The sequence below is a fragment of the Acanthopleuribacter pedis genome (assembly GCF_017377855.1).
Lineage (GTDB): Bacteria > Acidobacteriota > Holophagae > Acanthopleuribacterales > Acanthopleuribacteraceae > Acanthopleuribacter > Acanthopleuribacter pedis.
Map to the genome: position 1 here is coordinate 112,038 of NZ_JAFREP010000018.1, position 23,433 is coordinate 135,470.

Sequence of the window (23,433 nt, forward strand, 5' to 3'; positions counted from 1 at the left end):
GATGGCCGCCCCGCGGATGGCCGCCCCGCGGATGGCCGCCCCGCGGATGGCCGCCCCGCGGATGGCCGCCCCGCGGATGGCCGCCCCGCGGATGGCCGCCCCGCGGATGGCCGCCCCGCGGATGGCCGCCCCGCGGATGGCCGCCCCGCGGATGGCCGCCCCGCGGATGGCCGCCCCGCGGATGGCCGCCCCGCGGATGGCCGCCCCGCGGATGGCCGCCCCGCGGATGGCCGCCCCGCGGATGACCGTCCCGCGGATGGCCGCCCCGCGGATGACCGCCCCGCGGATGGCCGGCCCGCGGATGACCGTCCCGCGGATGGCCGCCCCGCGGATGACCGTCCCGCGGATGGCCGCCCCGCGGATGGCCGCCCCGCGGATGACCGTCCCGCGGATGGCCGCCCCGCGGATGACCGTCCCGCGGATGGCCGTCCCACGGATGGCAAACCCTCGTAATCGCATGGGTTGCCCCTAGCAGAATTCTTTGCGAGAAATGCGGGCTTAGGACCTCGCCCACCACGAAAACTCAGGACCTCCCCATCCAACCATCCATTACCAACGTGGGGGAATCACCCGTAAACCCCAATTCAAGGAGCCAGTCATGCAACTCTACCCACGCAGGGGCGTCATTCTCGCTTATACCTGCTTAATGCTACTCCTCATTACCCAAATTTTTTTCACAGGGATGGCGCTTTGCCGGCTCTACCAACAAGCCTTCCCCAATCCCCACCAGGATCTCCACCAAATGGCCTGGGACCATCATCTCCCCCTCATCGAAATGGCCCACTACAACCAGCACCTCAACCCTCTTATTGAACAGGCCCAAACCCAGCAACTGCAAATCAACGACGAGCAATTTCGCGGAACATATCATTTAACAGGCACCCCGCATTTCCAGACCGGGGTCTTAAACTATGAAGCCGCTTCACCCCACCAAATCCCTGGTCGTTACCAAGCACTGCTTCTCCAAAACAGCGACCAAGTCTGGCACTTCCGCCACATTGTGTTTCAACCAAGAAACTAAACCCACCATGGTCATCCGGCGCAAAAGGAAGGCAACTCAACCTTTAGGAACCTTTTGTCGAAAAGGAGGGATATCACCAAAGAAGCAGGACAACTCGCGGTGATTTTCGCCAAAACGCTGGGCAGCAACGGCCCGTAAAAATGCTCATCGCACTCAGTGAGTGCGGCCATTCGCGTCGTGCGCGACCCCGGCCCGCTCTATCCAAACCATTTTGCTCCAGATCTTTAGCCAAAACCCCTTGCTTCAGCGTCTCTTAGGTTGTCTTTACGAAGCATGAACCATCAGCGTGTCGCGCAAGTCCGTTACTGCCGTTGACAGAACAAACCTTGAAACCAAGAACAAACACCACTTCTACCTCGTGACCCAAAGGCTACCTACGCTTCTTCCTTGTGAACCAAAATGCGACAACTCGGTTGACAGGCAACGGACGCGACCCATTAATGCACCCAGAAAGAAACCGAAACCCTATCAACTAGCCCGCAATTCTCAGGAGGATTCGTCACGAGAAGCAGAAAGCCCTGTGAGTACGAAGATGACGACCGAGAGACGGCACAGGGGTCCGACCTTTCCCGGGGCCTACCTTTCCCGGGGCCTACCTTTCGGTGTAGCAGCTGAGGCGAAGGCAGCTCGACCGAGAACGCGGAGGGCAAACCCTCGTAATCGCATGGATTGCCCCCTAGCAGAATTCCTTGTGAGAAATGCGGGCTAGGCTGGAACCTCCAGACGTGAGCCCACCTTGCGATTTTTTTTCTCGCGGGAACAGTGGGGATTTCGCTGAAACCTCGGCAAAAACATGGGATTTCCCATTCCCCACATCAAAGAGATATAATCAGTGCCTAATACGCGGAGGGGCGCTTGTCCGACCAAAACGAAACACTGCTAAAAGAAATTTTTAAGGCGATTCCGGTTCGCCACAAGCTACAGTTCTTGCGGGAAACCCTAGCATCTTTGGAACCCGAGTTGCGGCAACAGTTGTTTCAATCTCTTCACGAAGTAAGACGAACCCAACGACCCAGCCAACCCAAGCCCCCCCCGGTTCGGCGCCGCGCTGATGGACGAAAACCGCTAAATAGGCCCCCCGACAGCATCCGAAGCCAGGCGCGTGTGGAACCCAATACGAACCCAGCAAGCGGAAACCCTCGACAGGCGAAGCGGTCTGTTCAACAAAACACCCCCGCAACACCGCCCAAACCGCCCAGGGTTGAGAAGCGACAGGAAACGCACCTGTCAAAGTCGAGCGTCGTGACCACCCAAGCCGAGCTAAATCAGTTGGCAACGGAATCCAAAACGGAAAAAGACAAAAAAATCGAGGCGGTTCTCAAGCAGTTCGAACAAGAGAAAATTATCATGCTGGCCAACGACCAAACCAGTATCAAAAAAGAACTGTTTTTTCTCATTCTTTGGCTCATAGCGGGGATCGCCGTCCTGGTCGGCTTAGCCGTCGGAACAAGGACACTATGGGAAATGATCAACCCATCCTAGCTCGCCCTGGGAAACATCAGGATTCCAAGAGGCCGGACAGTTCCAACCTTGCACAAGCGGAGAGAAAAGATGGGAGGCGCCCAGCCAAGCTTGCCTGGTTAGGCGGTGCCGATTTTTTCCCGTAGCGGTCCTTGATGCAGGTGGTGGCGCGCTAAAATCAGCGTCGGCCGGCGACGAAACCGTTCATGCACCATCAGTCTTCCCGTCGGCGGTATGGCTTCCCAGCGCGTCGGCCCCACCTGGGTCAAGGATCGGCGGTGGTTTTCCAACCTGGCCGCGATGGCACCAAACATTTTCCTCATGGGATTGATACCGTTCCCGCTGATCCTTATGCTCGCCTTCTAAAATTCCTGTTCACGCTTGAGCTGCACAAATGGAAGCCGGTTCACCTATTCTGCCGTGTTTGCGTCCTCTGGGGCCGTGGGCACAATTTTTGGTCCCAACAGCGGGAACTTATCCTTAATGCGATCAGGATAAGGCATCTCGCGCTCCATGTAAATCAAGCCGACCTCACGCGCGATTTGCCGCGCATCCAGTTCTTCCCGTGGTATCGAACTCAATACCACCAAGCTAAAAGCACGTTCTGAAAAACGGAGAATGCTGTGGTTGGTGGATGCGTCGATCGGCGCCTCTTCTACTCGAAAGCCACCGTACTCAAAGGGGTACCAACCTAACGAGAAACGACTGGGTTCACCGTTGGCCAAGCCTACTTTCTTAAAAGCACGCAGATAGGTTTTCAGCTTGATTAAGTTATGGCGATAGAGGTCCAGTTCCCAGTTCATCACATCCTCAACACAACTAAACCAACCCTGTTCCGCTTCACGATACTCGGTACACTTCATTTCCAAAGTTTCGATGATCTCACGCTGAATAAAGGCCTGTGCTGTCTCACCAGATGCAGCTTCGATTAAACGCAGTACCAAGGCGTCATTGATGGGTGCATATTGATTTACGGTTCCCGGTGGGTGTTCGGGTGGGTTACCCGCATCTAAAGTACCTGTCAATCCTGAGGTTTGTGAAAGCAGATGCTCTAGGGTAATGCCCTCAAACGTTGGCGGCACATCCGTGAGCGTGTCAGTAATCGGCGCCTCGAGGCTGAGTTGCTCGCGATCCACCAGAATCAACGCGGCCTGTGTACGGAAAACCCCGGCCAACTGCTTCATGGGAAACATTAACGGACCTTCTTGATTCTGGGTAGACCACTCCCGTTGGTAAATGATCTTGGCGAATTTGTTTTGCGGGAATCGCGCCACCGCGATGGCCAAATCACCTTTTGGCCCAAGACGTTCTATCCGCGCATCAAGATCCTGGTCTGGTCGGTAATAGAGATTATTGCGACCCTCCCACACGAACAGGACCGTGGAGCCCACTAAGCCGAAAATAAACAAAAAACCAAAAATGTATACGCCGACTTTCTGAAGTGTCTCAACCAAAAGGCCACCCTTCCCTGTTTACCGGCCAAAATGGCGATAGTGCTACCATCGCCGGCAAACCCGTTTTCCATCGTTTTCCCCGCATCACACCGGCCGGCGTCAAAAAACGCCATAGGGTCACGGTATCTTAGCCCGCATTGCTCACAAGGGTTCGCCGCGAGAAGCGAAACATGGTTGAATACGATTTTCGCAACCGAGCATACAGGCCGCCGGTCTTACCATTTAGCACAATAGCTCTAGGTTACGGCCACCTTCACCGGGGCACAAGCACGGTAGGGGTTTAAACCTAAGAGGCGCTGAAGCGCGGGATTTTGGCAAAAGATCTGGAGGGAAATGGTCTGGAAAAAGCGAGCCGGATTGGATGCGGTGAGCCTATTTGCAGACGGTTGTAGCCCAGAGCGTTAGCTAAAATCGCCGAGAATCGCACGTCTTAGGTTATGAGGTATCGCATGTGCTTCATGCATAGAACGCCTAGTGAGAACAGAGGGTGAACAACCCCACACCGAAGCGGTCCGGTGTGAAGCTGCATTCTACCTCAGCCAGGGGTTCAGGTGAACCATCACCCCAATATTTCCCCACCCTTCCAAGAAGAACCTTTTTCGAAAGCTGTTTGCGGCCCAACCTGATCTTCATTTCCCATCCTAGAAGGAATCAAGATTCCAGTTCTGGAAACCCCACGAGATGGTTTCCTAACCCCTTCCCCAAAAAACGAGGCTTTCTTTTCAACCCCCTGCTCGTGCACTTCAAGAACAGGCACCTTATTTACAAACACTTAAACACAAGAAGACAGGACAACCCACCATGTTGGGGCCGAAATTCCCCATGAGGGGTTTTAAGGAAAAGGGCTGTTGGTTTTTGGAATCCTCGATTGATTATTCCGCGGATATGTCGTTTAATCTTAGAAAGATTGATTCCTTTCCCGATTTTCTCGCCAAAATCCGTCGACACCTTTTAACATCGCTTTTCGATGACAGGCTGTCCGGCGTTTGTTCATGACATCCAACTTGGTTTTTTTGTCCCTAACTCGGTCGGAAACACGAAGTTGCAAGCATCGGAACAGGGCTGGAGAACAGGAAGGAACCGATCAGGTCAAACCAATGATGCTGCCGCCCAACATCTGGGACCCATCGTTGGGTTTTTTAACTGCGGGTTTTAAGTGAAAGAACAACTCAGTGGGAAGATATTGGTCGTGGACGACAATCCCGGCAACCTAGATGTTCTCTCGCGACGCCTTAATCGCAAGGGCCTGGAAACGGTTTGCGTGAATAACGGTCGCGATGCCATTGATCACATCTACCATTCGGATTTCGACCTCGTTCTGCGGGACATCATGATGCCTGAAGTCGACGGCCTGGATGTCTTGGTTGAAGCGCGCCGTAAATACTCCAAGAACGAACTGCCGATCATCATGGTGACCTCAAAAAGCGACAGCCAAGACATTGTTGAAGCGCTTGGTCTGGGCGCCAATGACTATATTGTCAAACCCGTTGATTTCCCCGTCGCGCTTGCCCGCATCCGCGCACAGCTCAGCCAAAAAGATGAATTCTCCAGTGCCTCCAGCGCAAAAATTACTTACTCCTTTAATCCCGACGAGAAGTTCCGCCACTACGAAATCCAAGAGAAAATTGGACAAGGCGGCATGGGCGCCGTGTACAAAGCCTACGACACCTTGCTTGACCGCATTGTCGCCCTCAAAGTCGTACTCCCCGGTAATGAATTGACCAGCAACCAAATCGAACGGTTCACCAGGGAAGCTCGCTCCATCGCCAAAATCAAACACCCCAACATTCTTAATGTTTATGAAATTGGCCAAACCCCGCAGAATTATTACGCCATGGACTACATCGAAGGCCGCAACCTCTCCGAATGGTTTGGCGAAGTCGGCCACCAAGATAAGGAGACCGCGCTCATTTGCGCAAAGGTCGCCTCGGCGCTTTATGCAACCCACTGCAAAGGCATCATTCACCGCGACCTCAAACCTTCTAATATCATGGTCGACAGCGAGGACGAACCCCACCTGATGGATTTTGGTTTAGCCAAACTTGAAGGCGAAGAAGAGAAACTGACCCGAACGGGGGACATTCTCGGTACGCCCGAATACATGGCACCCGAACAGGTTGATCCTGGCTACGGCACCATCGACAACCGCAGTGATATCTATTCACTGGGTGTCATACTCTACGAGGCGCTAACCGCGGTCGCCCCCTTCAATGGAACGCCGATTCGGGTGCTCTGGCAAAAACTGAATCAAGAACCCCGTGCACCCCGATTAATCCGGGACACCATCCCCGAGGAACTTGAACAAATCTGTTTAAAAGCCATGGCACGCCAACAAAATGATCGTTTTCAGTCCGCCCTGGAACTATCTGAAGCGCTTCACACGTTAGCCAAAGCCTGAGCGGTAGTTCTTCCTCAAGGATTCAGCGCGGAACCTAACCCGACGCGTACCCCCTCCCCGCGAGGCAAACCTCGACACGACCTTTTCGCGACGGCCGGTCACGGGAGCCCTCCCCACCGCGCGCACCTCGATTCGCGGCAAATTGGGAATTCGGTCATGTCACCGCGGCGGCTGGATACCGTGAAATCGGGGTACCTTTCACTTGTTAGCCCGCATTTCTCACCAGAATTCGTCGCGAGCCCCTGAAATCGCGCTGAGGACACGGGTTACGACCGAGGGCAAACGGGTGTGGGGCCGACCAATCGCGGGGTCGACCAATCGGCGTAACAGCGCTACGTCGAGGCTGTCCCACCGTTGCTTTGCAACGGTGCAACCACGCGACCAAAAAAATCGCAGCTATTTCGACGCCGGAGCAGAACTTCTAGTGAGAAATGCGGGCTAGACATGCAGTTACCGCCCTGTCACACCGAACCACCAAACCAGAAACGGCCGCCCAAAGGCGGCCGTTTCCATTAAGCGCATTTGATTGCTTAGTTGTTACAAGGTGGCAAAGCTCGGTTGGAAAGCATACCGCTAAACTCCAGAACCGTGTGCTCCGGCCAGTTCACAAAACGAACAGGAACCAGGGTCGGCGCGGGACAGTTATCGGTTTGATCTTGGAAACTCAAGAAAACCGGTCCACGAGACTGAATCACACCGACATCTTCAAGACTCTGCTGGGAAACTAAGTGGTTCCCTTCCAGGTGGATGGTATCGCCTTCGCCCACGCTGGGGTTGGCGGCCAAACTGCCGATTTCGCAAATCCGGTTATTGCGCAAGGACAAAAACGACAGATTGGGAAGCGTCGACAAAGCACTCATCCCTTGGATTTGGTTGTCACTCAGATCAAGGTGGGCCAACATGGTTAACCCATCCAGGGGACTCGCATCATCCAGATCGGTTACGGTATTGCCACTCATATTGAGGTACTGAAGCTGGGTCAGACCCGAGAGGGGTCGGACATCGGAAATGAAGTTGCTTGAAAGGTTGAGGTATTGAAGCGAAGTAAAGAACTGAATGCCCGTTAAATCGAAAATCCCATTGTCAGGCGCGGTCGTTGATTCGCGGCAGAAACAGTCCAAACGGGTAAGGCCGTTAACCAGATCCGCGGTGATGGGCTGAGAACCAACCAGACCAAGGGTTTCACGAATGCAGTTCAACAAGCTGGCATCGGGAATGAAACCGGAGAAATCCGACGTCTGAGAGGGACACGATGGATCGTTGGGATCCTCGGCACAATCAACACCGGCATCGGCGGGAAGGATAAAAATGATCACCGTTTGCGTTATATCAGTGGGGCAGGAACCCGTGGTGTTCCCGGTGTTATCGGCGTAACCCGACAGCGTCAGGTCAACCCGGGTAATCGTCGTGGTATCAACGAAGTTTCGCAACGGGCGGATCACTTCAACCTGACCAAGCTGCGAATCCGTATCAATCGTGAAGGCAGAGCTCAGATCACCACCATTTCCCGTTACAACTTGGGCGCTGTCGATCCAGATGGCATTAATACCCGGCATATAAATCGGATCACCAACATCGTTCGGGGGGTTGGCGGCGGCGGAAACAAAGCGCACCTGGTTGGGAGGAATGTGGGGACACCGGGTCACGTCGAAACGAGAAATGTTCACAACGACATCGGTAGGATTACTTGCGCCGGCCTCATTGTAAGCCGTTACTTGAACGGTAATGCTGACCACATCGCGAGTAGGAAGCCCCGTGTCGAGCCAACGAACGGTCAACATTTGGCCCGTGTTGTTAATGTCGAACAGACCCAGTTCGTTGCCACCCGTAATCGCCCAGTTACTGGTTCCGGTGGAGGCATGAAGGGGCGAACCGAAACCGGTTCCCGGCGCAACATCAATCGCGACATTGCGTGTCTGCCCCTCGGCGATCACCGGCACATTGTGACGGATAAATACCTGAATCGATCCGTCGGTAAAACCGTCCTGGTTGTAAGCTCGAAGGTTAAGGGTCACCGAAACTTCTGTCGCGGTGGAACCAGCGGGGAAAAAATCCCTCAAATTGCGGGATATCCGAAGAACGGCCCCGGTCAGATCGAAGTAGCGGTCATTCACACCAATTCCGGGAATGGCAGGGTTAATCTGCTGAAGAACCGTCATACTGTCAACATCACCGACCGTGTGAATCGGCGCACCGATCGCGGTATTGAACGCAAGATTGGTATTAGCAACACGGATCTGGCCCGGAGAAATAACCGGCTGGGCAAAAGCAAGCCCACCTAGTAGAAAAAGACAAAGAACAATCCAAGCTTTACGCATAAACGGCTCCTTCAAAGGCAAAACAGGAAATTCAAATTTTAGGCTTTAAGATGCTCATAAGTTAGCACATCGGCACATCATTTCCAAACTAAATAACAAATTTCACAACCCATCAAACCCAGAACCCCACACAACACATCTCATTAACTCACAAGCGCTTCACAAAAATCCCCCACCACAACCCCGCTTGTTTTACAAGCATCTATCGGCCCATCGCGATATCGTCAAATTCAACCGGGAATCAAGCTTCCGCGCGCCCACCAAACCGCGAAAAGAACCAACCGTCGCACGGGGGCACACCTTGGGCTATGATTCGTTAAGCATCCCGGTTCGGCCTCGCCGAGGCGACCGAAGACGGCTCCCGACGGGTTTCAACTCAAAAACGAACCGCAAAAAAACCAATGCTTTATGTGAGGCACAGGGTGAATTCAACCAACTCAAAACCAACCGGCGTTGTCCCGGTCGTGCTAACCAAAACAACCCCGGAATACAGGGCGTCCGAGAACGACGTGATGGCGGTGGAGGAACCCCTCGATATTCGTATCACGACACAGGACTCGAATGTTGCGGTCACCCACAACGTTGCGGTCACCATGCGTACCCCGGGCCAAGATCTTGAGTTGGCCCTTGGCTTTTTATTTAGCGAAAGCCTGATTACCGGCAAGGCCGACGTCGACTGGGAGCAAACCCGCCGAGCCGCCGACGATGCCGATTGCAATCGCATCACGGTCGCCCTTCAGCCCGAAATTGCCTTTGATCCCGAACACCTCAGTCGCCATGTTTTCACCAGTTCGAGCTGCGGGGTATGCGGGAAAATTAGCAGAGAAAACATTGTTGCCAAATGCCCTCGAGCCACGTCGGAACCGCCCATTTTTTCTGCATCCATTTTTGGCGATCTGCCTCATCGCTTGCGGGAGAACCAGGCGGGGTTCAAGCAGACAGGTGGCCTCCACGCGGCCGCATCCTTTGACAGATCCGGTTCGGTTGGACCGATATATGAAGATGTCGGTCGCCACAACGCGCTAGACAAACTGGTCGGGGATTTTCTGCGTCGCGGGTCCCTTTCCCACACCACCGGGTTGCTCCTAAGCGGTCGCATCTCCTTTGAGCTGGTCCAAAAGGCGGGGTTGGCCGGTTTCAAAGTCATTGCCGCCATAGGCGCACCCAGCAGTTTGGCGGTTGAGCTGGCACGTGATTTAGATATCACGCTGATTGGTTTCCTAAAAACGACATCCATGAATATCTACCACGGCGCGGACCGCATTCGTTCCGCGTAAATCGTCAAAGGTCGGAAAGCTCGCGGGAACCGTGCTGCTACTCGGATTCCGCGGGTGAAGTCCCCTTCTTCTTTTGCTGCATCGGTTTGGCTTTGGACAGCTTAAGCAGCTCAGCTTCAATCAGTTCTTTTAGATAATCGATATAGCGATCAATGTAATTTTTATTTTCCCAGCGATGAAGCAGCCAGGGACTCATCAACGAATGCCGAAACAGGAAGATGTGATCGGCTTGCGACTGGGAATCCGTAACATCAGAAACAAAGGTCTGGGTATCGATCTCAAGGTCGCACAACACTTCATGGGCCAGCTCATCATCAATTTTTCCGTGAACCAGACTGGTATAGGAACCAACAAATTCCTTCATTTGAAGCGGCTCGAAGCGGTTAATCTTCAACCGCTCAAACACACGCCTTCCAAAAAAATTCATCAAAGCCAGTTTATCGTTTCCTTTTACATTAACCGCAAAGCAGATAATATTCGTCTCTGGAAAAAACGGTATTTTTATCAACACTTTCTTATCAAGCTCATTGGCGAGCGTGGTAATTTTTTTATAAAAGTATTCGCATTGTTTAATGGTGACCTTAACGAGCCGTCCAAAATGGTGCTTGTTCAACGGTACCACGCGATGCGTAACATACGCAGCCGCCGCGGCCGCACCGGGTTTGGAACCCTCAAGTATAAATTGCCCCAAGTTGATCAGTTTTTCGACCTGACTTTTATGGCTCCGGTCATCCTTTATGTCGTAAAGGTAACTTGCTTTTTGACTGATAAAATCGATGACCCCCATATTCCGCGCAACAAAGGCCCCGCAAGGATAAGGAAGGTAACCCAACTTGTGGGGATCAACCGTAATACTGTCGGAATCAGCAACAGCCTTAAACGCGTCGTAAATCTCCTGAGAAGGAAAATAGCTCAAGTCTTCATGAACCTCTTCCCGCTCACAAAATTGGTTGGTTTCCTCGCGGCGGAAGAGCGAACACATGTAACCGCCCCAGGCCGCGTCAATATGAAGCCCAAAGTAAAACCCTCGATCATAAGCGTCCTCGCGGATCTCCAACATTTCATCAATTGGATCAATGGTGCTGAATTCGGTTGAGCCAAGGACACCCACGGCTCCCAAAACGGGGATCTGCTCGTTCTCGAAGGTGTCAATGAGTTCTTCAAAATGATCGATGCGAAGGCACATTTTTTTGTCGGTTTTCACCAAAACCAGGTTATTGAGCCCAAGACCCAAAACCTTGAGCGATTTATCCCAAGAATAGTGCGCGGTGATAGGAACAATCACCTTGGGCGGTTTAATTTCGCGGTGTTTGCCAAAAAAGTCGGCGGCACCTAAACCAACCAAGGTTTCGCGGTCAATGATGCCTTTAAACTGTTTCACTTCCTTGGGCTTCATGCCACTGGCCGATATTTGTCGCTTAACCGACGCCAAAAGATCAACGGTATCGGCAATGGAAAAGTTAACCAAGGCCCATTTGCTGTACTCAGACAGTTTGCGTTGTTCGGGTCCAACGGCCTCAAAATCAATCCCCATCACCCCGGCCGCCTCGGCCAAGGCAATCGGGTAAAATTTGACTTCACGGAAGTTCCATATTCCCTCATAGTTGGCGATGGTGCCGCCCGAGGTCAAGTGACCCCAAGCGGTGGTTCCTTTTTCCGGGTCGGTGTTGTACCCGAACATACGCGCCAACTGCCAACCGACTTCTAATTCGCGCGGCACGGTGGCCGGGCCCGCTTCGGCGGCCACATTGTTGGGGTTGTACATCATGGTCATAAATTCAGCGATAACCCCGGGAAGCAACAAATCCGAATTCATGTGCCCGATGTAGCGAGGACTATAAAAAGGGGCGGCATTTTTTAATTCGGCGCTAAGTTCCTGTAATTCCTGACGCATGGCCGCGATAAATTGCAGGTAATGATCGCGGTAAGGCGCCGATGTGGGAACCACGTTGCCGTCGGCCGGATGAAAATTTTTGCGCCAATAGGCATGGTCGCGGAGGAATTCGAGCAAAAATTGCTCAAAGAACTCTTGATTCTCCGCCTTGGGCCCCAAAAAAAAGGGGTGTAAAAAGCCTAGATCTATCATGTCCGACCCAACCACATGTAACTTGAACTTTTTTTGAGGCGATGTTTAAAGCTTAACATGAGTTTAACAGCTCTACCGCACGAGCGGTGCATAAAGCACGGGTGAAAGCCGAAACCACGGCGAACAGAAACGGGGATCGCAAGCCATTTCTCCGAGCGAAACCAAGGCTGAAACAAGCAACCCCAACCGGTGTTTTTCCATCGCAAGGCAGGATCAAGAGGCATCGAAAAACAACTCATTAGGAAGGTACGCGGGTCAGCTTGCCGATTCGACGGTTTCTTCCATGGCGACAGCGTCAAAAGGAGGCTCAGGGGCGTGGGTACTCCAAGCAGGGAACAAAAGGCGCAACGGCAAGTGAACACGCGCACCCCAAAAAGCTTCACTATGAGCATGTTGCTGTGCGACAAAGTAAAACAAATCAGTACCCGGTCGGTAACCCAGTTGAATGAGCGCCTGATACATGGCCCGCGTCTCAGGAAGGCCGTCATTTTGCGTGCCGACATCGAGATAAATTTTAAGCGGAACGTATTTATTGGAGCGAACCACGTCCTGCAGTAGATTGCGGTTGTTCCACCAAAAAGAACTCGACAAGCTGGCAACTTTCGAAAAGACAAAAGGCCAGCGTCGCGCCATGTAAAGTGAAACCAAGCCGCCCAACGAAGCGCCCATTAAACCGGTGTGCCGGGGCTGAGGTAGGGTCCGATAATGGGTGTCAATAAAGGGTTTGATTTCATTAATCAAAAAATCGGCGTATTGGCCGGCGCCACCGCCCGCCCCTACCCCGAGAAAGTTGGGATCGTAGGATGGCGTGTAATCGTTCAGGCGGCCCGCGCCGCGGTTAAACACCCCGACCGCAATCACCTCGTCCATCAACCCCTCACCCAGCATACGGTTAAGCGCCTGATCCACACTCCAGGTTTGACCGCGGAATGCAAACTCGGGATCGAAGAGGTTTTGGCCGTCATGGATGTAAATGACCGGGTAGGCTTTGTCGTAATTCTCCTCATAACTGGGCGGTTTGTAGATGTGAATGGGCGTATCGAAGTGATGAACATGATCGATGGAACCCGCCGTATGAAAAAAGTAGGGGTATACATCAAGGCTTTCACCGGGTCGAATAAAGCCATTCGAGCCATGGGCCCAAACATCATCGTCAAACAAAATTTTAAAGGCAATCGCCCCCGGCTGATCCGTCTCCCAGGTATAGGTCCAAACGTTCCCCTCACCCCAGGCTGCATCAACACCCGATTCCCAATTTAACGGAAAACGATCCCCGCGCACTGTAATGCGGTGATCCCAGCCTGTATTGTAATGAATCCGCAATTCACACCGTTGGGTTCTAGCCAAAGATCCTACCTCACCTTCCCGATGATTCTCACACGCGAAGCCCAACCCGCGTCCTTCCTGGGACCTTTGTGTTGTCGGAAGGACCTTGTCGTCTTGTGACACACCACGTTCAAACGCTCGATACTCGGCCCAATGGAGCCGAACCGGGCCGCGACCGAAGGACCAAGACCCTTTAAACAAGTACATCAGCGTGTTCGACGAAATACCTTAATCTTATCAGAAAGACCTTTGTCGGCACCGCCTAAACCCGCCACGCACCGGCTTAGTTAACACGGCGATCACGCCCAAAGACTTTATCTCGAACCAAGCCGGCTATTTCTTCGATCGAGCGGTTGGTCACATCAATAATCGGCCAACGGCGATGCCTGCGAAAGAACTCATTGGCCTCTTCAAGCTCTTCCAGTACCGATTGAGGGTCAAAGTACTCAGAGCGCCCCACGCCAAACCCGGTCAACCGTTTTTTGCGAATCTCCATGAGCCGTGACGGGTTAATGGTAAGACCGACAATCTTGCGCTGGTGCACATCGTCGAGCTGCGGCGGCGGCCGAACCCCCTTCGCCAGCGGAATGTTGATGACTTTGTGGCCGTAGAGCGACAAATAGATCGACAACGGCGTTTTTCCGGCACGTGATACACCGACCAATACAATATCAGCCTCGTCTAAATCTTCGACCAATAAACCGTCGTCGTGCCGCAAGGTAAATTCAATGGCTTCCATGCGTTTAAAGTATTTGTCGTTAACACCATGGAACAAATCAGGACTTTCCTGGGGCGTTGCGCCCAGAAAGGCGGAAAGTTGGGAAAGCAAGGAGGAAAACAAATCATAGCTGGGCACGTCGTTTTCGGAGAGCCGTTGTTGAAGGTAGTCTTTTGCCTTGTGGTCAACCAAGGTGTAAATCACCATGACGGGATTGGTGCTTTCGGTCGCATTGCGCACGATTTTGTCAATCGCGGCAAAAGTCGTCACCTTGGGATACTTACGGATAAAGATCCCTTCAACATTGGCGAACTGGGTAATCAGCGCGCGTATCATGTTGCCCGCGGTTTCACCGGTTCCATCCGAAACCACGTAAATAAAATGATTTAACCGCTTAATGGGACCCGGCTGATCCCATTTTGCGGGTGATTCTTCGTTGCCTTTATCAAACTCATTTGAGGATGCCAAACCTACCACCTTTCGGGCTTAACCCTAGCGCGAGGGCACCGGTACCGCTTCCGCCGCGGGACGACGGTCTTTCAACATGGCGCGCACACCTTCCACCACCCGCAACGCAAATTTGACGTTCCCCATCGGCGCACTGATTTGGGCACCGGCGATGTAGGGCAAAATTTGCGTGACGTTTTCAAGCGCGATCTGCAAACCGACCTCTTTGGCTTCCTCACTGGAAGCAGTCGCACGCATACGGGCCAGGGTAGATTCGGGGATGCTGATCCCGGGGACCTCGTTATTCATAAACTCGGCATTTTTATAAGAAACCAAAGGCCAAATCCCTGCAATGATGGGAATTTGATGGTGTTTCACCTGTTCGTAAAAGTGCAGGAATTGGGCGGTATCAAAAACGGGTTGCGTAATGGCGAAGTCTGCCCCGGCCTTGACCTTCCAGTGGAAACGATTAATTTCCTCAACCGCGTTTAGCGCGGTCGGGTTGAGGGCCACCCCGGTCGCATAAGCCGTCGGTTTCGACAAATCATTGCCGCCGATATCCCGTCCCAGGTTGAGATGATTAATGATGTTGGTCAAACCAATGGCATCAATGTCAAATACCGCGGTCGCATCGGGATAGTCGCCCAACTTCGGCGGATCGCCGGTTACCGCCAAGATGTTGTGCAGACCCGCGGCAAAACCACCCAGCAGATCGGATTGCATCCCCAGAATATTGCGGTCACGGCAGCAATAATGGAGGATGGTCTCAATGCCGATTTGGTTTTCAACCAAAATCGCCAGAATTTGTGGGGACATTCGGGAGGACGCTCGCGGGCCGTCGGGAATATTCACGGCGTCGATTTCAGCGTCTTTGAGTTTTTGGATTCGCTTGAGCGTTCGCGTGGGATCACACCCCTTGGGCGGCACCACCTCCACGGAGAACACAAACGCACCGGCGGCCAACTTCTCCCCGAGACGACTGCGCTGTGCCAGCGGCAAAACCTCACGCGCTTCCACCTGTTCCATGGGAGCGCCGGGCGCAACAACTTTTTTCTTCACATCCGAGGACATGCTCTGTCCCACGGCGCGTGCGATGGATTTAATGTGTTCCGGGGATGTACCACAGCAGCCACCGATCACCCGAACGCCCAACTTCAAAAAACGCTTGGCATAGGTGGCCATGTATTCCGGTGTGCAGAGGTAAATATTACGGCCGTCGATACTTTTGGGGTTACCCGCGTTGGGCATCGCGCAAACGGGTTTACTGGAATATTTGACCATTTTTTCGAGGGCGTCATAAATCAGACGCGGACCGACGGAACAGTTGAGACCGACCACATCAATGTCGAGCTTTTCCAACTCGGGAACCAGGTAAACGGGATCGGTTCCGTACAAGGTTTGCCCATGGTCGTTGACGGTAAGCAGCGCAATGATGGCTTTGTCACTTACCTCGCGAACACCGGCGACGGCCTCGGAGAGTTCCGCCATTCGCGAAAAGGTTTCCAAGATATAAAGGTCAACGCCTTCTTCTTCCAAAACCTGAGCCTGCTGCCGATAAATGGCGCGGGTTTCCTCAAAGGAAGTCGGCCCATAGGGCTCAATTTTAATCCCGAGCGGACCCATGGAACCCGCCACGTATTTGTTGTCCCCGGCCACTTCACGAGCCAGACGGACCCCCTCACGGTTGATGGATTCCAAATCACCTTCTAGCCCGAAGTGTTTTAAGCGCATGAAATTTGCGCCAAAGGTATTGGTTTCAATCACATCAGAGCCGGCGGCAAGATAGCTCTCGTGAACCTGTTTGACCCATTCGGGGTTGGAAATGTTAACGTAATCAAAACATTGATTAATAAAGACGCCTTTGTCGTAAAGTTCCGTACCGATCCCGCCGTCGAGCAGAATCGGTTTACCGTCGCTTAAAAGCGTCCGAAAATCCTTGCGCATGCTGACCTCATTGGAGAACACGACCCAGGACGGCGGAGCGGGTCGATGACATCCGGTGGGTTAGGGCCGACATTCGAGGGGGGTCAATATCGACGCACCGGCTGAATTACTCAGTGCCCACATCATAACAAACCCCCTTGCCCCGTTTTGGCTTTTTTCACATACCGCGCTCAATTTCGAGAGGCACCGGGGAATTTGCAAGTAACAGCCGTCGGTAAATCAACGCAAGGAAAGCAACCCCAACCTAAATCGGGTAAAAAGGCATAAAAAAAGCGAGCCAAACAGCTCGCTTCACTAATTGTTTACTTCGAGGGGTTGCTAAAAAAAGTGCTTCTTCAGCCAAATGGAAAATTCCGGCTGGAAAACGACATAGCCGACACCTTCGATTTTGCCAATCCCCATCTCGGACTTTGAGTCGTCCATTTTATGGATCATGTTTTTCATGGCAGGGTATTTCAAAGGCCAACCACTGGGGACAATTTCCATCACGCCCCGCAGGGAAAAAATCCCGTCAGGCTGCTGGAGGAAAGTGTTGAAATCCCAGTCCTTGGGCACCTTGCAAACTTTAAGCGCTTCACTTTGGGTAAACCAAATGGAGAAGGTTGGCATTTGCGCCCAAATCCGACTCCCGAATTGCTTCAACCCCATTTCGGCGATCGGATCACCGCCCGATTTCAGCATTTTGTCACGAAGGGCAAGTATTTTACGGTACTTGCCTGTTTTCTGGGGATCTAACTTCTTCATGACATCCGGCAGCGGATACCATCCCTTCTGGGTAAGAAGTTCCTCGGGGTTCCAGGTTTTTTCTACTTTGCGAAACAAGTTGTTTGGATCGGACCACTTGTTGCCACCTGCTACCGACATTCTTGATCTCCCTCCCTGAAAACATTTTTGGAGGATTCTATTCTGGCAGACAGAAAGAACAGTGTCAACCAATCGCCTCGAAAAAAAATCCACCAGAGACGCTCAAAGCAACGATGAAAGTTTTCCTAACAGGACAAAAAAACGAAAAACCTTAAGTCAATCTCCGGCGCTGCATACGTCTCCACTCGTCAAAACGTCGACTAATGGTGTGATAATCGGCCTCATTGTCCACATCGACCGCCGCACCACCGAAATCCGTCTCAACCACTTTAAAACGGGTCCCCAAAATGGATGAGATATAACCCTCGGCGCGGGACAGGGTCACAAAACCAGACAAATACTTCGCGAGCCGCTGATAACCCCAAACTTCACAATGACGTGCCCCTTGCGCGACCAAAAAATAAAAAGGCGCCGTGGGCACCCGCCACAACAACCCCAGCAACACCAGCCACATTTTCGCGATGTTGGCCAACTGCTTCTGATAACGAAGCGCATAGGTTTGCCGAATATAATCAGCCCGCTTCACCGCGGCGGGGCGAACCAAATGCAAATTACTCACGCGGTAACTGCCGCTGTTTAAGCGAAACGTGGCCATCGTCACACCCGGTTGGTCGGCTTGCGGTGCGTACCGCGCCAAAACATGGGCTGACGTGATCCCACCGACATAGTCGTATGCGTCCATATCGCAACGGTCGATGAACTGGTTGAGCTCTTCACAGGTAATAAGGGGTATGTCGGATGGAATCACCATCACCACGCGGTCCGTGACACCGGTCGCGGAAGCCGCCACGGTACCAAGAATGTTTTCCACCAGGTTGCGCCCTTGCTGGTAAAACAACAGGGGTTTTGGATAAGCAGCAACCAAGTGGGTGCCGACTTCTTCTTGCAAGCGATCCTTCGGGCCGACAACCAGCACCCGATCAACGCGGTCAACAGCGCGCAGTTCCTCTAGTATAATATGTAGGATCGAGCGCCCACCGACCTTGAGAAATGCCTTGTTGTCCTCACGCGCCACGCTACGATAATTTTCCCGGTTCCCGGCAAGTACAATGCAATCCATAAACGCGCCCACATCTCCCCTGAAGCAACCACAAGATCAAACGCAGATGGTCGCAAGTGAGGCATCATACCTAAGCCGGCCCAATCCTGGCAACAGACGAGGCAACTTAGGCGGCAGAAGGAAACCCTTATCGCGGTGAACCCGTATGAATCGAGGAAGGGTTTTTACCCACTCGCGAGAAAAAAAGAAAGGTTGTGAGCCGGCTCAACTTTCCAAAAAAACCCGCGGAAGGCGACGGGAGTTTCCGCCGCCAAGGTTAGCCACAAGGTTCAACAAAACACCAAAACCACAGCTATTGCTGCGGTTACAGCGCAGACTCCCGCATATTTCAAACAAGCAGACTGGTGTTTTTTTAAACGTAGCCCGTTTTTTCGCACAAGACACCACCAACCTAAACTCTCTCACGGCAATAAAAAGCCGCCCTTCTCAAGGAAAACCCAACCTTAATCTTTACATCCTTCCGGGGTTTACGTATTATGGTGAGTACTTGTATTTCCAAGTAATGAATACAAGTGGGTCCTAGCGCAAAGCAAGGTGCCGGGGAATGCCCCGGTTATCTTATTGGGAGCATGAGTTTCATGACGGAGCAAACGGAGCATCAGTACGTCCTGATCCGACCACTTGGGGGGAACGGCGAACGCGAGGTATTCCTCGCCAAGGACGCCGACGGTGAAGATGTGGTCCTCAAATTATGGGCCAACGACGGCATGTTCTTCGATGAACTGGCCAAGCATTTCGGTTTAGACGGTTCCCGTTACATCTGCAAACTCCTCCAACATTTACCTCCCGGCTCTATTTCAGCAGACATGATCCAGCTCGACCCAGGGTTAGGTTGGGACGACCAGAAGAAGATGCTTTTCTTCAACAGCTTGCCCCAAAAAGGCGCCTTGGTGCTGGAGCACATAAACGGCCGCGCATTGATCCACGTGCTGGAAGAAACCCCGGACCGTCAAAAGTTCCCTTATTTGCTGGAGCTTTGTCAGGCGTTATTGGAGATCCACGCCTGCGACGAATTTCACGGTGATATCTCGCGAGAAAACGTCATTTTAGACGCCTCGACCGGTCGCGTCCGCGTGCTCGATCTGGGGTTCTTTCACGGTAAAAAAGACACCCCGCTTGAAGAGCTTAGCCCCGAACACAATCCTTACTGGACCCGCAAGGTTGAAAAAGGTAGCGACATTTACATGTTCGCCAAAAACTACCTAGGCACGGTGACCAAACCCTCCACGAAACTTTCAAAACTTTACCGAGCATGTTTGAATCCCGACCCCAAGACGCGCCCCAGCCTTGAAGAGCTGCAGACCAAATTAAGCCAACCGGAATACCAGGTTCAAAGCGAACCCCAAAAGCAATCCGGTTTCTTTGCGCGCGGTCCGCTCCGCTGGGCAACCTTGGCCTACTTCCTGGCCGCCTCCACCGTGGGCATTGCCTTGGTCACGGACACCGAGTTATTCGATCAACGCGAAGCGGCGATGGAAATCGCCCGGACCAACCCCGACCAAGCCATCGACGAATTATTGGAAACGCGCAAAGCGCTCTACAACATTTCCGATTACCAATTGCGGATAAACCGCGAAATGGCCATTGCCCGTGACATTGCATCGACCCGCCGTCAAACAGCCGATTTCCGCGTCAAAAAATTTGCCGACGGCGACTTAGAACAACCCATCGGTGTTTTTGCGTTCCCCGAGGGTGCCGCCATGGTGGGCAAAAACCAAATCTACGAAATCGGCGACTGGGTCGAACACAACGGCCGTCAAGCCTTTATTTCACGAATCACCCCGGTTCAAGTCACCCTGGAATTCGCCGGAAACATCGAACAGATTCTTTTCGAAGCACCTGACTTTTATGTACCCCCAGTCTTGTACGATTACGGGGTCATTCTTTGGGAAAATGACAACAACTTGGCCCGCGTCCTCGACGTATTGCCCAAGTTAAACCGTTCCATCTTTGGTGAAGCACTTCCGCGGGAAGACACCATCTTAAACCAATTGATGCAGCGATCAACGGCTTCAGTTGAAGCCGTTGAGGGAGAAATCGCGGGCGTCTTTTCGGTTTTTGATTTCAATGCTTACGCCAAGCAACTGAAAGACCTACTGGTCTTTCGCCATGAGGGTCCCACCCTCAACGTATCCGTGGCAGCGGAACGTGTTCCGATTCATTTCCGTTACGAAACATTTAGAACTAACGGAAGAAAGCTGGGAGAATTTGCGAGCGACCTTTCCTATTACCTTGGAATTGAGTTTCAGTTCGCGGATGGCTTAGCGGACCGCACCCTGCCTGAAATTGAAACCGCAAATGCTACCTGGCAGGAATTGTGTCAACAGTTGGGTATCGTCTGGGAGAAACGGGCGAGCGATGACCAAACTGTTATTTTCGTTCAAAGCCTCAATAAAGGCGCTTGAAATACAATCTTCCTTCCAGAGCAACGCAGTAACCTACTTACTGCAACACCATCTTTGAGGGAGAATGGAAGATGAAAAGAGTTATTTTTACGCTGATTATTCTGATGGTCGGCGTCACGGTTATGTCTGATTGTACCCAATGCGAAAACGGCTACGAATTTTGGTTGCCGGAGTGGGAGTTCTGTGGCTTTCCAATTGGTCCCTGCAAATAAGTTGTTTTTTGCGATCTATCGCGCCACTTGACGCAAAGATCCCATTGTTTGACCTTCAAGAATAGGCGATAATCCCCGCGATTATCGCCTTATTCTTTTTTAGGGCTTGGGAATCGCTTAATCGTTCGCCACCCGCAACTCGCCCAACAATAGCGGGCAACGAAAACACGAATTCCTCATTTCCATTCTTAGGATGCAACCATGACGCCCATTTGGAACAAACCACCCCATCAAACCGATGTCGTTATCGTCGGTGGCGGCCTGGTCGGCGTGTGCCTGGCCTACCAACTCGCCCGGCGCGAAGTTAACTGCTGCCTGCTGGAACGCCACACGCTGGCGAGCGGCGCCTCCGGCCGCAACGACGGCCAAATCATTTTGGAAACGGCCGATTATTATACGCGGATGCAACGTGTTTACGGGATTAAAGAAGCACTTAACATCCTCCGCTTCAAGCGCTTGGGCCAGACTGGCACCCACCGAATGATGGCTGAGCTCACGGAAAACCATCACCTGGCCTACCATCAACAAGGCAGCTTGACCCTGGCCTACAACGAGGCGGAAGCAGCCCTGATCGAAACCGCCTCGGCCGCCATGATTAAGGACGGCTTCGACATGACCCTCCTTGATCGCGACCAAATCGAAGCAAAGATCCACACACGCCGATTCGCCATGGGCAAGTACGATCCCTACGATGCATCGGTGAACCCGGCCGAAATGACACACGCTATCGCGGCCCAAGCACGCCGCGGGGGCGCGGCGGTATTCGAGAACTGTAGGGTGACCGGAGTGGCATCGGGACGGGTTGATTACGAAGGCGGCTCGGTTGACTGTGAGGTGGTCATCCTCGCCACCAACGCTTATACAGCCGGCTTACTGCCCGAATTCGAATCGCTCGTTTTTCCCATTCGCGGCCAAGTTATGGCCGGCGAACCCAGCGACATCAAAATCGCCCCGTATGCCTGTATCACCAACTTTGGCTACGACTATTGGCACTGGACCCCGGAGGGTCGTTTGATTTTGGGCGGTCGTCGCTTCATCGACGAACACGGGGAAACGGGCACCGACCACCGGATCAACCCCAAGGTTCAGGACGCGCTATGCTCCCTACGGGATGAAATGTACCCCCAATACAGCCACCTCAAGGTTGAACAACAATGGAGCGGCATCATGGGCTTCTCAAAGGACGGCAAACCGCTGATCGGCATGATCGGCGGCGATCCCACGATGTGGTGCGCGGTTGGCTTCACCGGCTACGGCCTCGGCATGTGCTGGTCGGCCGGGGAAGCGGTGGCACAAGTCCTCAACGATGAGCAAAGTGAGTTGACAGAAATCCTGCCAATGTTCGCACCCAACCGCTTTTCTGGATGACACGGACTCCTGTCAAGCCGAGCGAAGGTTGCAATCCGCCGAAACGAGCAAAATCGCGGCATACAGCGGTGCGCGACCCTCGGCATGAGCTCAATCATGCCGACGCCACCCTTTATGTCCGCGATGCGGTTGCTTGAACGTCGTCCCATGCTAGCCCCAGTGATCGCGAATGGCACCGGCGCGTGGAACGGCACACCGATCAGCCCGGGGGGTCAGCGCCCAACCTCAAAGGCACCGGACGATGCGTTCAGTCTCCTTGCACTTTGGTAGCCAAGCACTCCCTCTCCCCGTTTACGAAGGGTTGAATGGCTATCCTCATCACTCCGGTATCGGGTAAACTAGGAAAACGATTAACCAGCAAAGGAATCCTGCTCATGAATGAGATGTCTGATCAACATGCCCGACCGATCAATTGGCTTTGGGTTGATTTGGAGATGACAGGCCTCGATCCCATCGAAAATAAAATCATCGAGTTTGCCGCGGTGGTTACCGACGCCGATTTTAACCACCTAACCCGCTATCATGCGGTGGTCCATCAGCCCCACCACGAGCTGGTAAAAATGGACGAATGGAATCAATCAACCCATCGCAAGAGTGGGCTTTACGACAAAATCCCCAATGGCAAACCCCTGTGTGAAGTAGACACGGAAATCACTGCCTTAATTCAAACGTACTTCAAGGGAGAGCGCCCGGTGCTGTGCGGTAACTCGATTCATCAGGACCGCAAATTCATCGACCGGTACATGCCGGAACTCAGGGAGGCACTTCATTACCGCATGGTGGATGTAAGCTCGTTCAAAGAAGTTTTTCGTCAGTTGTACGGCACGGATTTCAAAAAAGCGGATCTTCATCGCGCGGAAGACGACATCCAGGCGTCCATCAATGAACTGAAGTACTACTTGAGTTTCGTCAAAAGGTAAGCCTTCTCCTGATCGATAGAGGTTGCGTTCCAAAATTCAAGGTTTTGCGGTATGGTGAACTTATCCAGAGCCTTAGCCCGCATTTCTCACCACGATTCGTCGCGAGGAGCTGAAGTCACAGTGTGTATGACGTTTACGACCGGGAAAGGACGCG

Annotated in this window: 15 protein-coding genes; 7 read left to right on the plus strand and 8 right to left on the minus strand. The window is 52.8% G+C overall.

Translation table 11 applies throughout. The features are described from left to right. The first annotated feature begins 598 nt into the window (after positions 1-598). Positions 599-1,021 carry a hypothetical protein gene (locus tag J3U88_RS19245; RefSeq protein WP_207860571.1) on the plus strand — a complete coding sequence of 141 codons (423 nt, stop codon included), beginning with the start codon at positions 599-601 and terminating at the stop codon, positions 1,019-1,021. A 1,242-nt stretch (positions 1,022-2,263) separates the two neighbouring features. Then, a complete protein-coding gene (locus tag J3U88_RS19250) occupies positions 2,264-2,503 on the plus strand; it encodes a hypothetical protein (protein ID WP_207860572.1) in 240 nt (79 codons plus the stop codon). A 389-nt stretch (positions 2,504-2,892) separates the two neighbouring features. On the opposite strand, the gene J3U88_RS19255 is transcribed toward J3U88_RS19250, so the two are convergent. After that, positions 2,893-3,936: a serine hydrolase domain-containing protein gene (locus J3U88_RS19255; RefSeq protein WP_207860573.1), complete on the minus strand. Its 1,044-nt coding sequence runs from the start codon at positions 3,934-3,936 to the stop codon at positions 2,893-2,895. A gap of 1,156 nt (positions 3,937-5,092) precedes the next feature. Between J3U88_RS19255 and J3U88_RS19260 the strand changes: the two genes are divergently transcribed. Next, entirely contained in the window at positions 5,093-6,334 is a 1,242-nt protein-coding gene (locus tag J3U88_RS19260) for a protein kinase domain-containing protein (RefSeq protein WP_207860574.1), read from the plus strand. A 530-nt stretch (positions 6,335-6,864) separates the two neighbouring features. Here the strand turns inward: J3U88_RS19260 and J3U88_RS19265 are convergent. Next, positions 6,865-8,349 (minus strand): leucine-rich repeat domain-containing protein, encoded by a 1,485-nt coding sequence (locus J3U88_RS19265; protein WP_207860575.1) that lies wholly within the window; start codon positions 8,347-8,349, stop codon positions 6,865-6,867. Between the two features lie 725 nt (positions 8,350-9,074). Between J3U88_RS19265 and J3U88_RS19270 the strand changes: the two genes are divergently transcribed. Further along, a complete protein-coding gene (locus J3U88_RS19270; protein ID WP_207860576.1) occupies positions 9,075-9,929 on the plus strand; it encodes a formate dehydrogenase accessory sulfurtransferase FdhD in 855 nt (284 codons plus the stop codon). Between the two features lie 37 nt (positions 9,930-9,966). Here the strand turns inward: J3U88_RS19270 and J3U88_RS19275 are convergent, their stop codons facing one another. The 6 genes from J3U88_RS19275 to J3U88_RS19300 form a co-directional block, all read right to left on the minus strand. Next, a complete protein-coding gene (locus J3U88_RS19275) occupies positions 9,967-11,823 on the minus strand; it encodes a pyridoxal phosphate-dependent decarboxylase family protein (RefSeq protein WP_207860577.1) in 1,857 nt (618 codons plus the stop codon). A 447-nt stretch (positions 11,824-12,270) separates the two neighbouring features. Further along, positions 12,271-13,362 (minus strand): alpha/beta hydrolase, encoded by a 1,092-nt coding sequence (locus tag J3U88_RS19280; protein ID WP_207860578.1) that lies wholly within the window; start codon positions 13,360-13,362, stop codon positions 12,271-12,273. Between the two features lie 262 nt (positions 13,363-13,624). Next, positions 13,625-14,527, minus strand: a complete 903-nt coding sequence (locus J3U88_RS19285) for a pyruvate, water dikinase regulatory protein (protein WP_207860579.1) — start codon at positions 14,525-14,527, stop codon at positions 13,625-13,627. Positions 14,528-14,551: 24 nt separating this feature from the next. Next, the gene (locus J3U88_RS19290; RefSeq protein WP_207860580.1) at positions 14,552-16,450 is read right to left on the minus strand and encodes a bifunctional homocysteine S-methyltransferase/methylenetetrahydrofolate reductase; all 1,899 of its coding nucleotides are present in this window, start codon (positions 16,448-16,450) and stop codon (positions 14,552-14,554) included. Positions 16,451-16,768: 318 nt separating this feature from the next. Next, positions 16,769-17,314 carry a hypothetical protein gene (locus tag J3U88_RS19295; RefSeq protein ID WP_207860581.1) on the minus strand — a complete coding sequence of 182 codons (546 nt, stop codon included), beginning with the start codon at positions 17,312-17,314 and terminating at the stop codon, positions 16,769-16,771. A gap of 151 nt (positions 17,315-17,465) precedes the next feature. Continuing rightward, positions 17,466-18,374, minus strand: coding sequence for an NTP transferase domain-containing protein (locus J3U88_RS19300; protein WP_207860582.1), 909 nt, complete (start codon positions 18,372-18,374; stop codon positions 17,466-17,468). A gap of 578 nt (positions 18,375-18,952) precedes the next feature. On the opposite strand from J3U88_RS19300, the gene J3U88_RS19305 reads away from it, so the two are divergent. From J3U88_RS19305 to orn, 3 genes are all read left to right on the plus strand, one after another. After that, positions 18,953-20,779, plus strand: coding sequence for a serine/threonine-protein kinase (locus tag J3U88_RS19305; protein ID WP_207860583.1), 1,827 nt, complete (start codon positions 18,953-18,955; stop codon positions 20,777-20,779). A gap of 413 nt (positions 20,780-21,192) precedes the next feature. Continuing rightward, positions 21,193-22,359, plus strand: coding sequence for an NAD(P)/FAD-dependent oxidoreductase (locus tag J3U88_RS19310; RefSeq protein ID WP_207860584.1), 1,167 nt, complete (start codon positions 21,193-21,195; stop codon positions 22,357-22,359). A 383-nt stretch (positions 22,360-22,742) separates the two neighbouring features. Then, on the plus strand, positions 22,743-23,279 hold the full coding sequence (orn, locus tag J3U88_RS19315; protein WP_423842067.1) for an oligoribonuclease: 537 nt from the start codon (positions 22,743-22,745) through the stop codon (positions 23,277-23,279). The last annotated feature ends 154 nt before the right edge of the window (positions 23,280-23,433 follow it).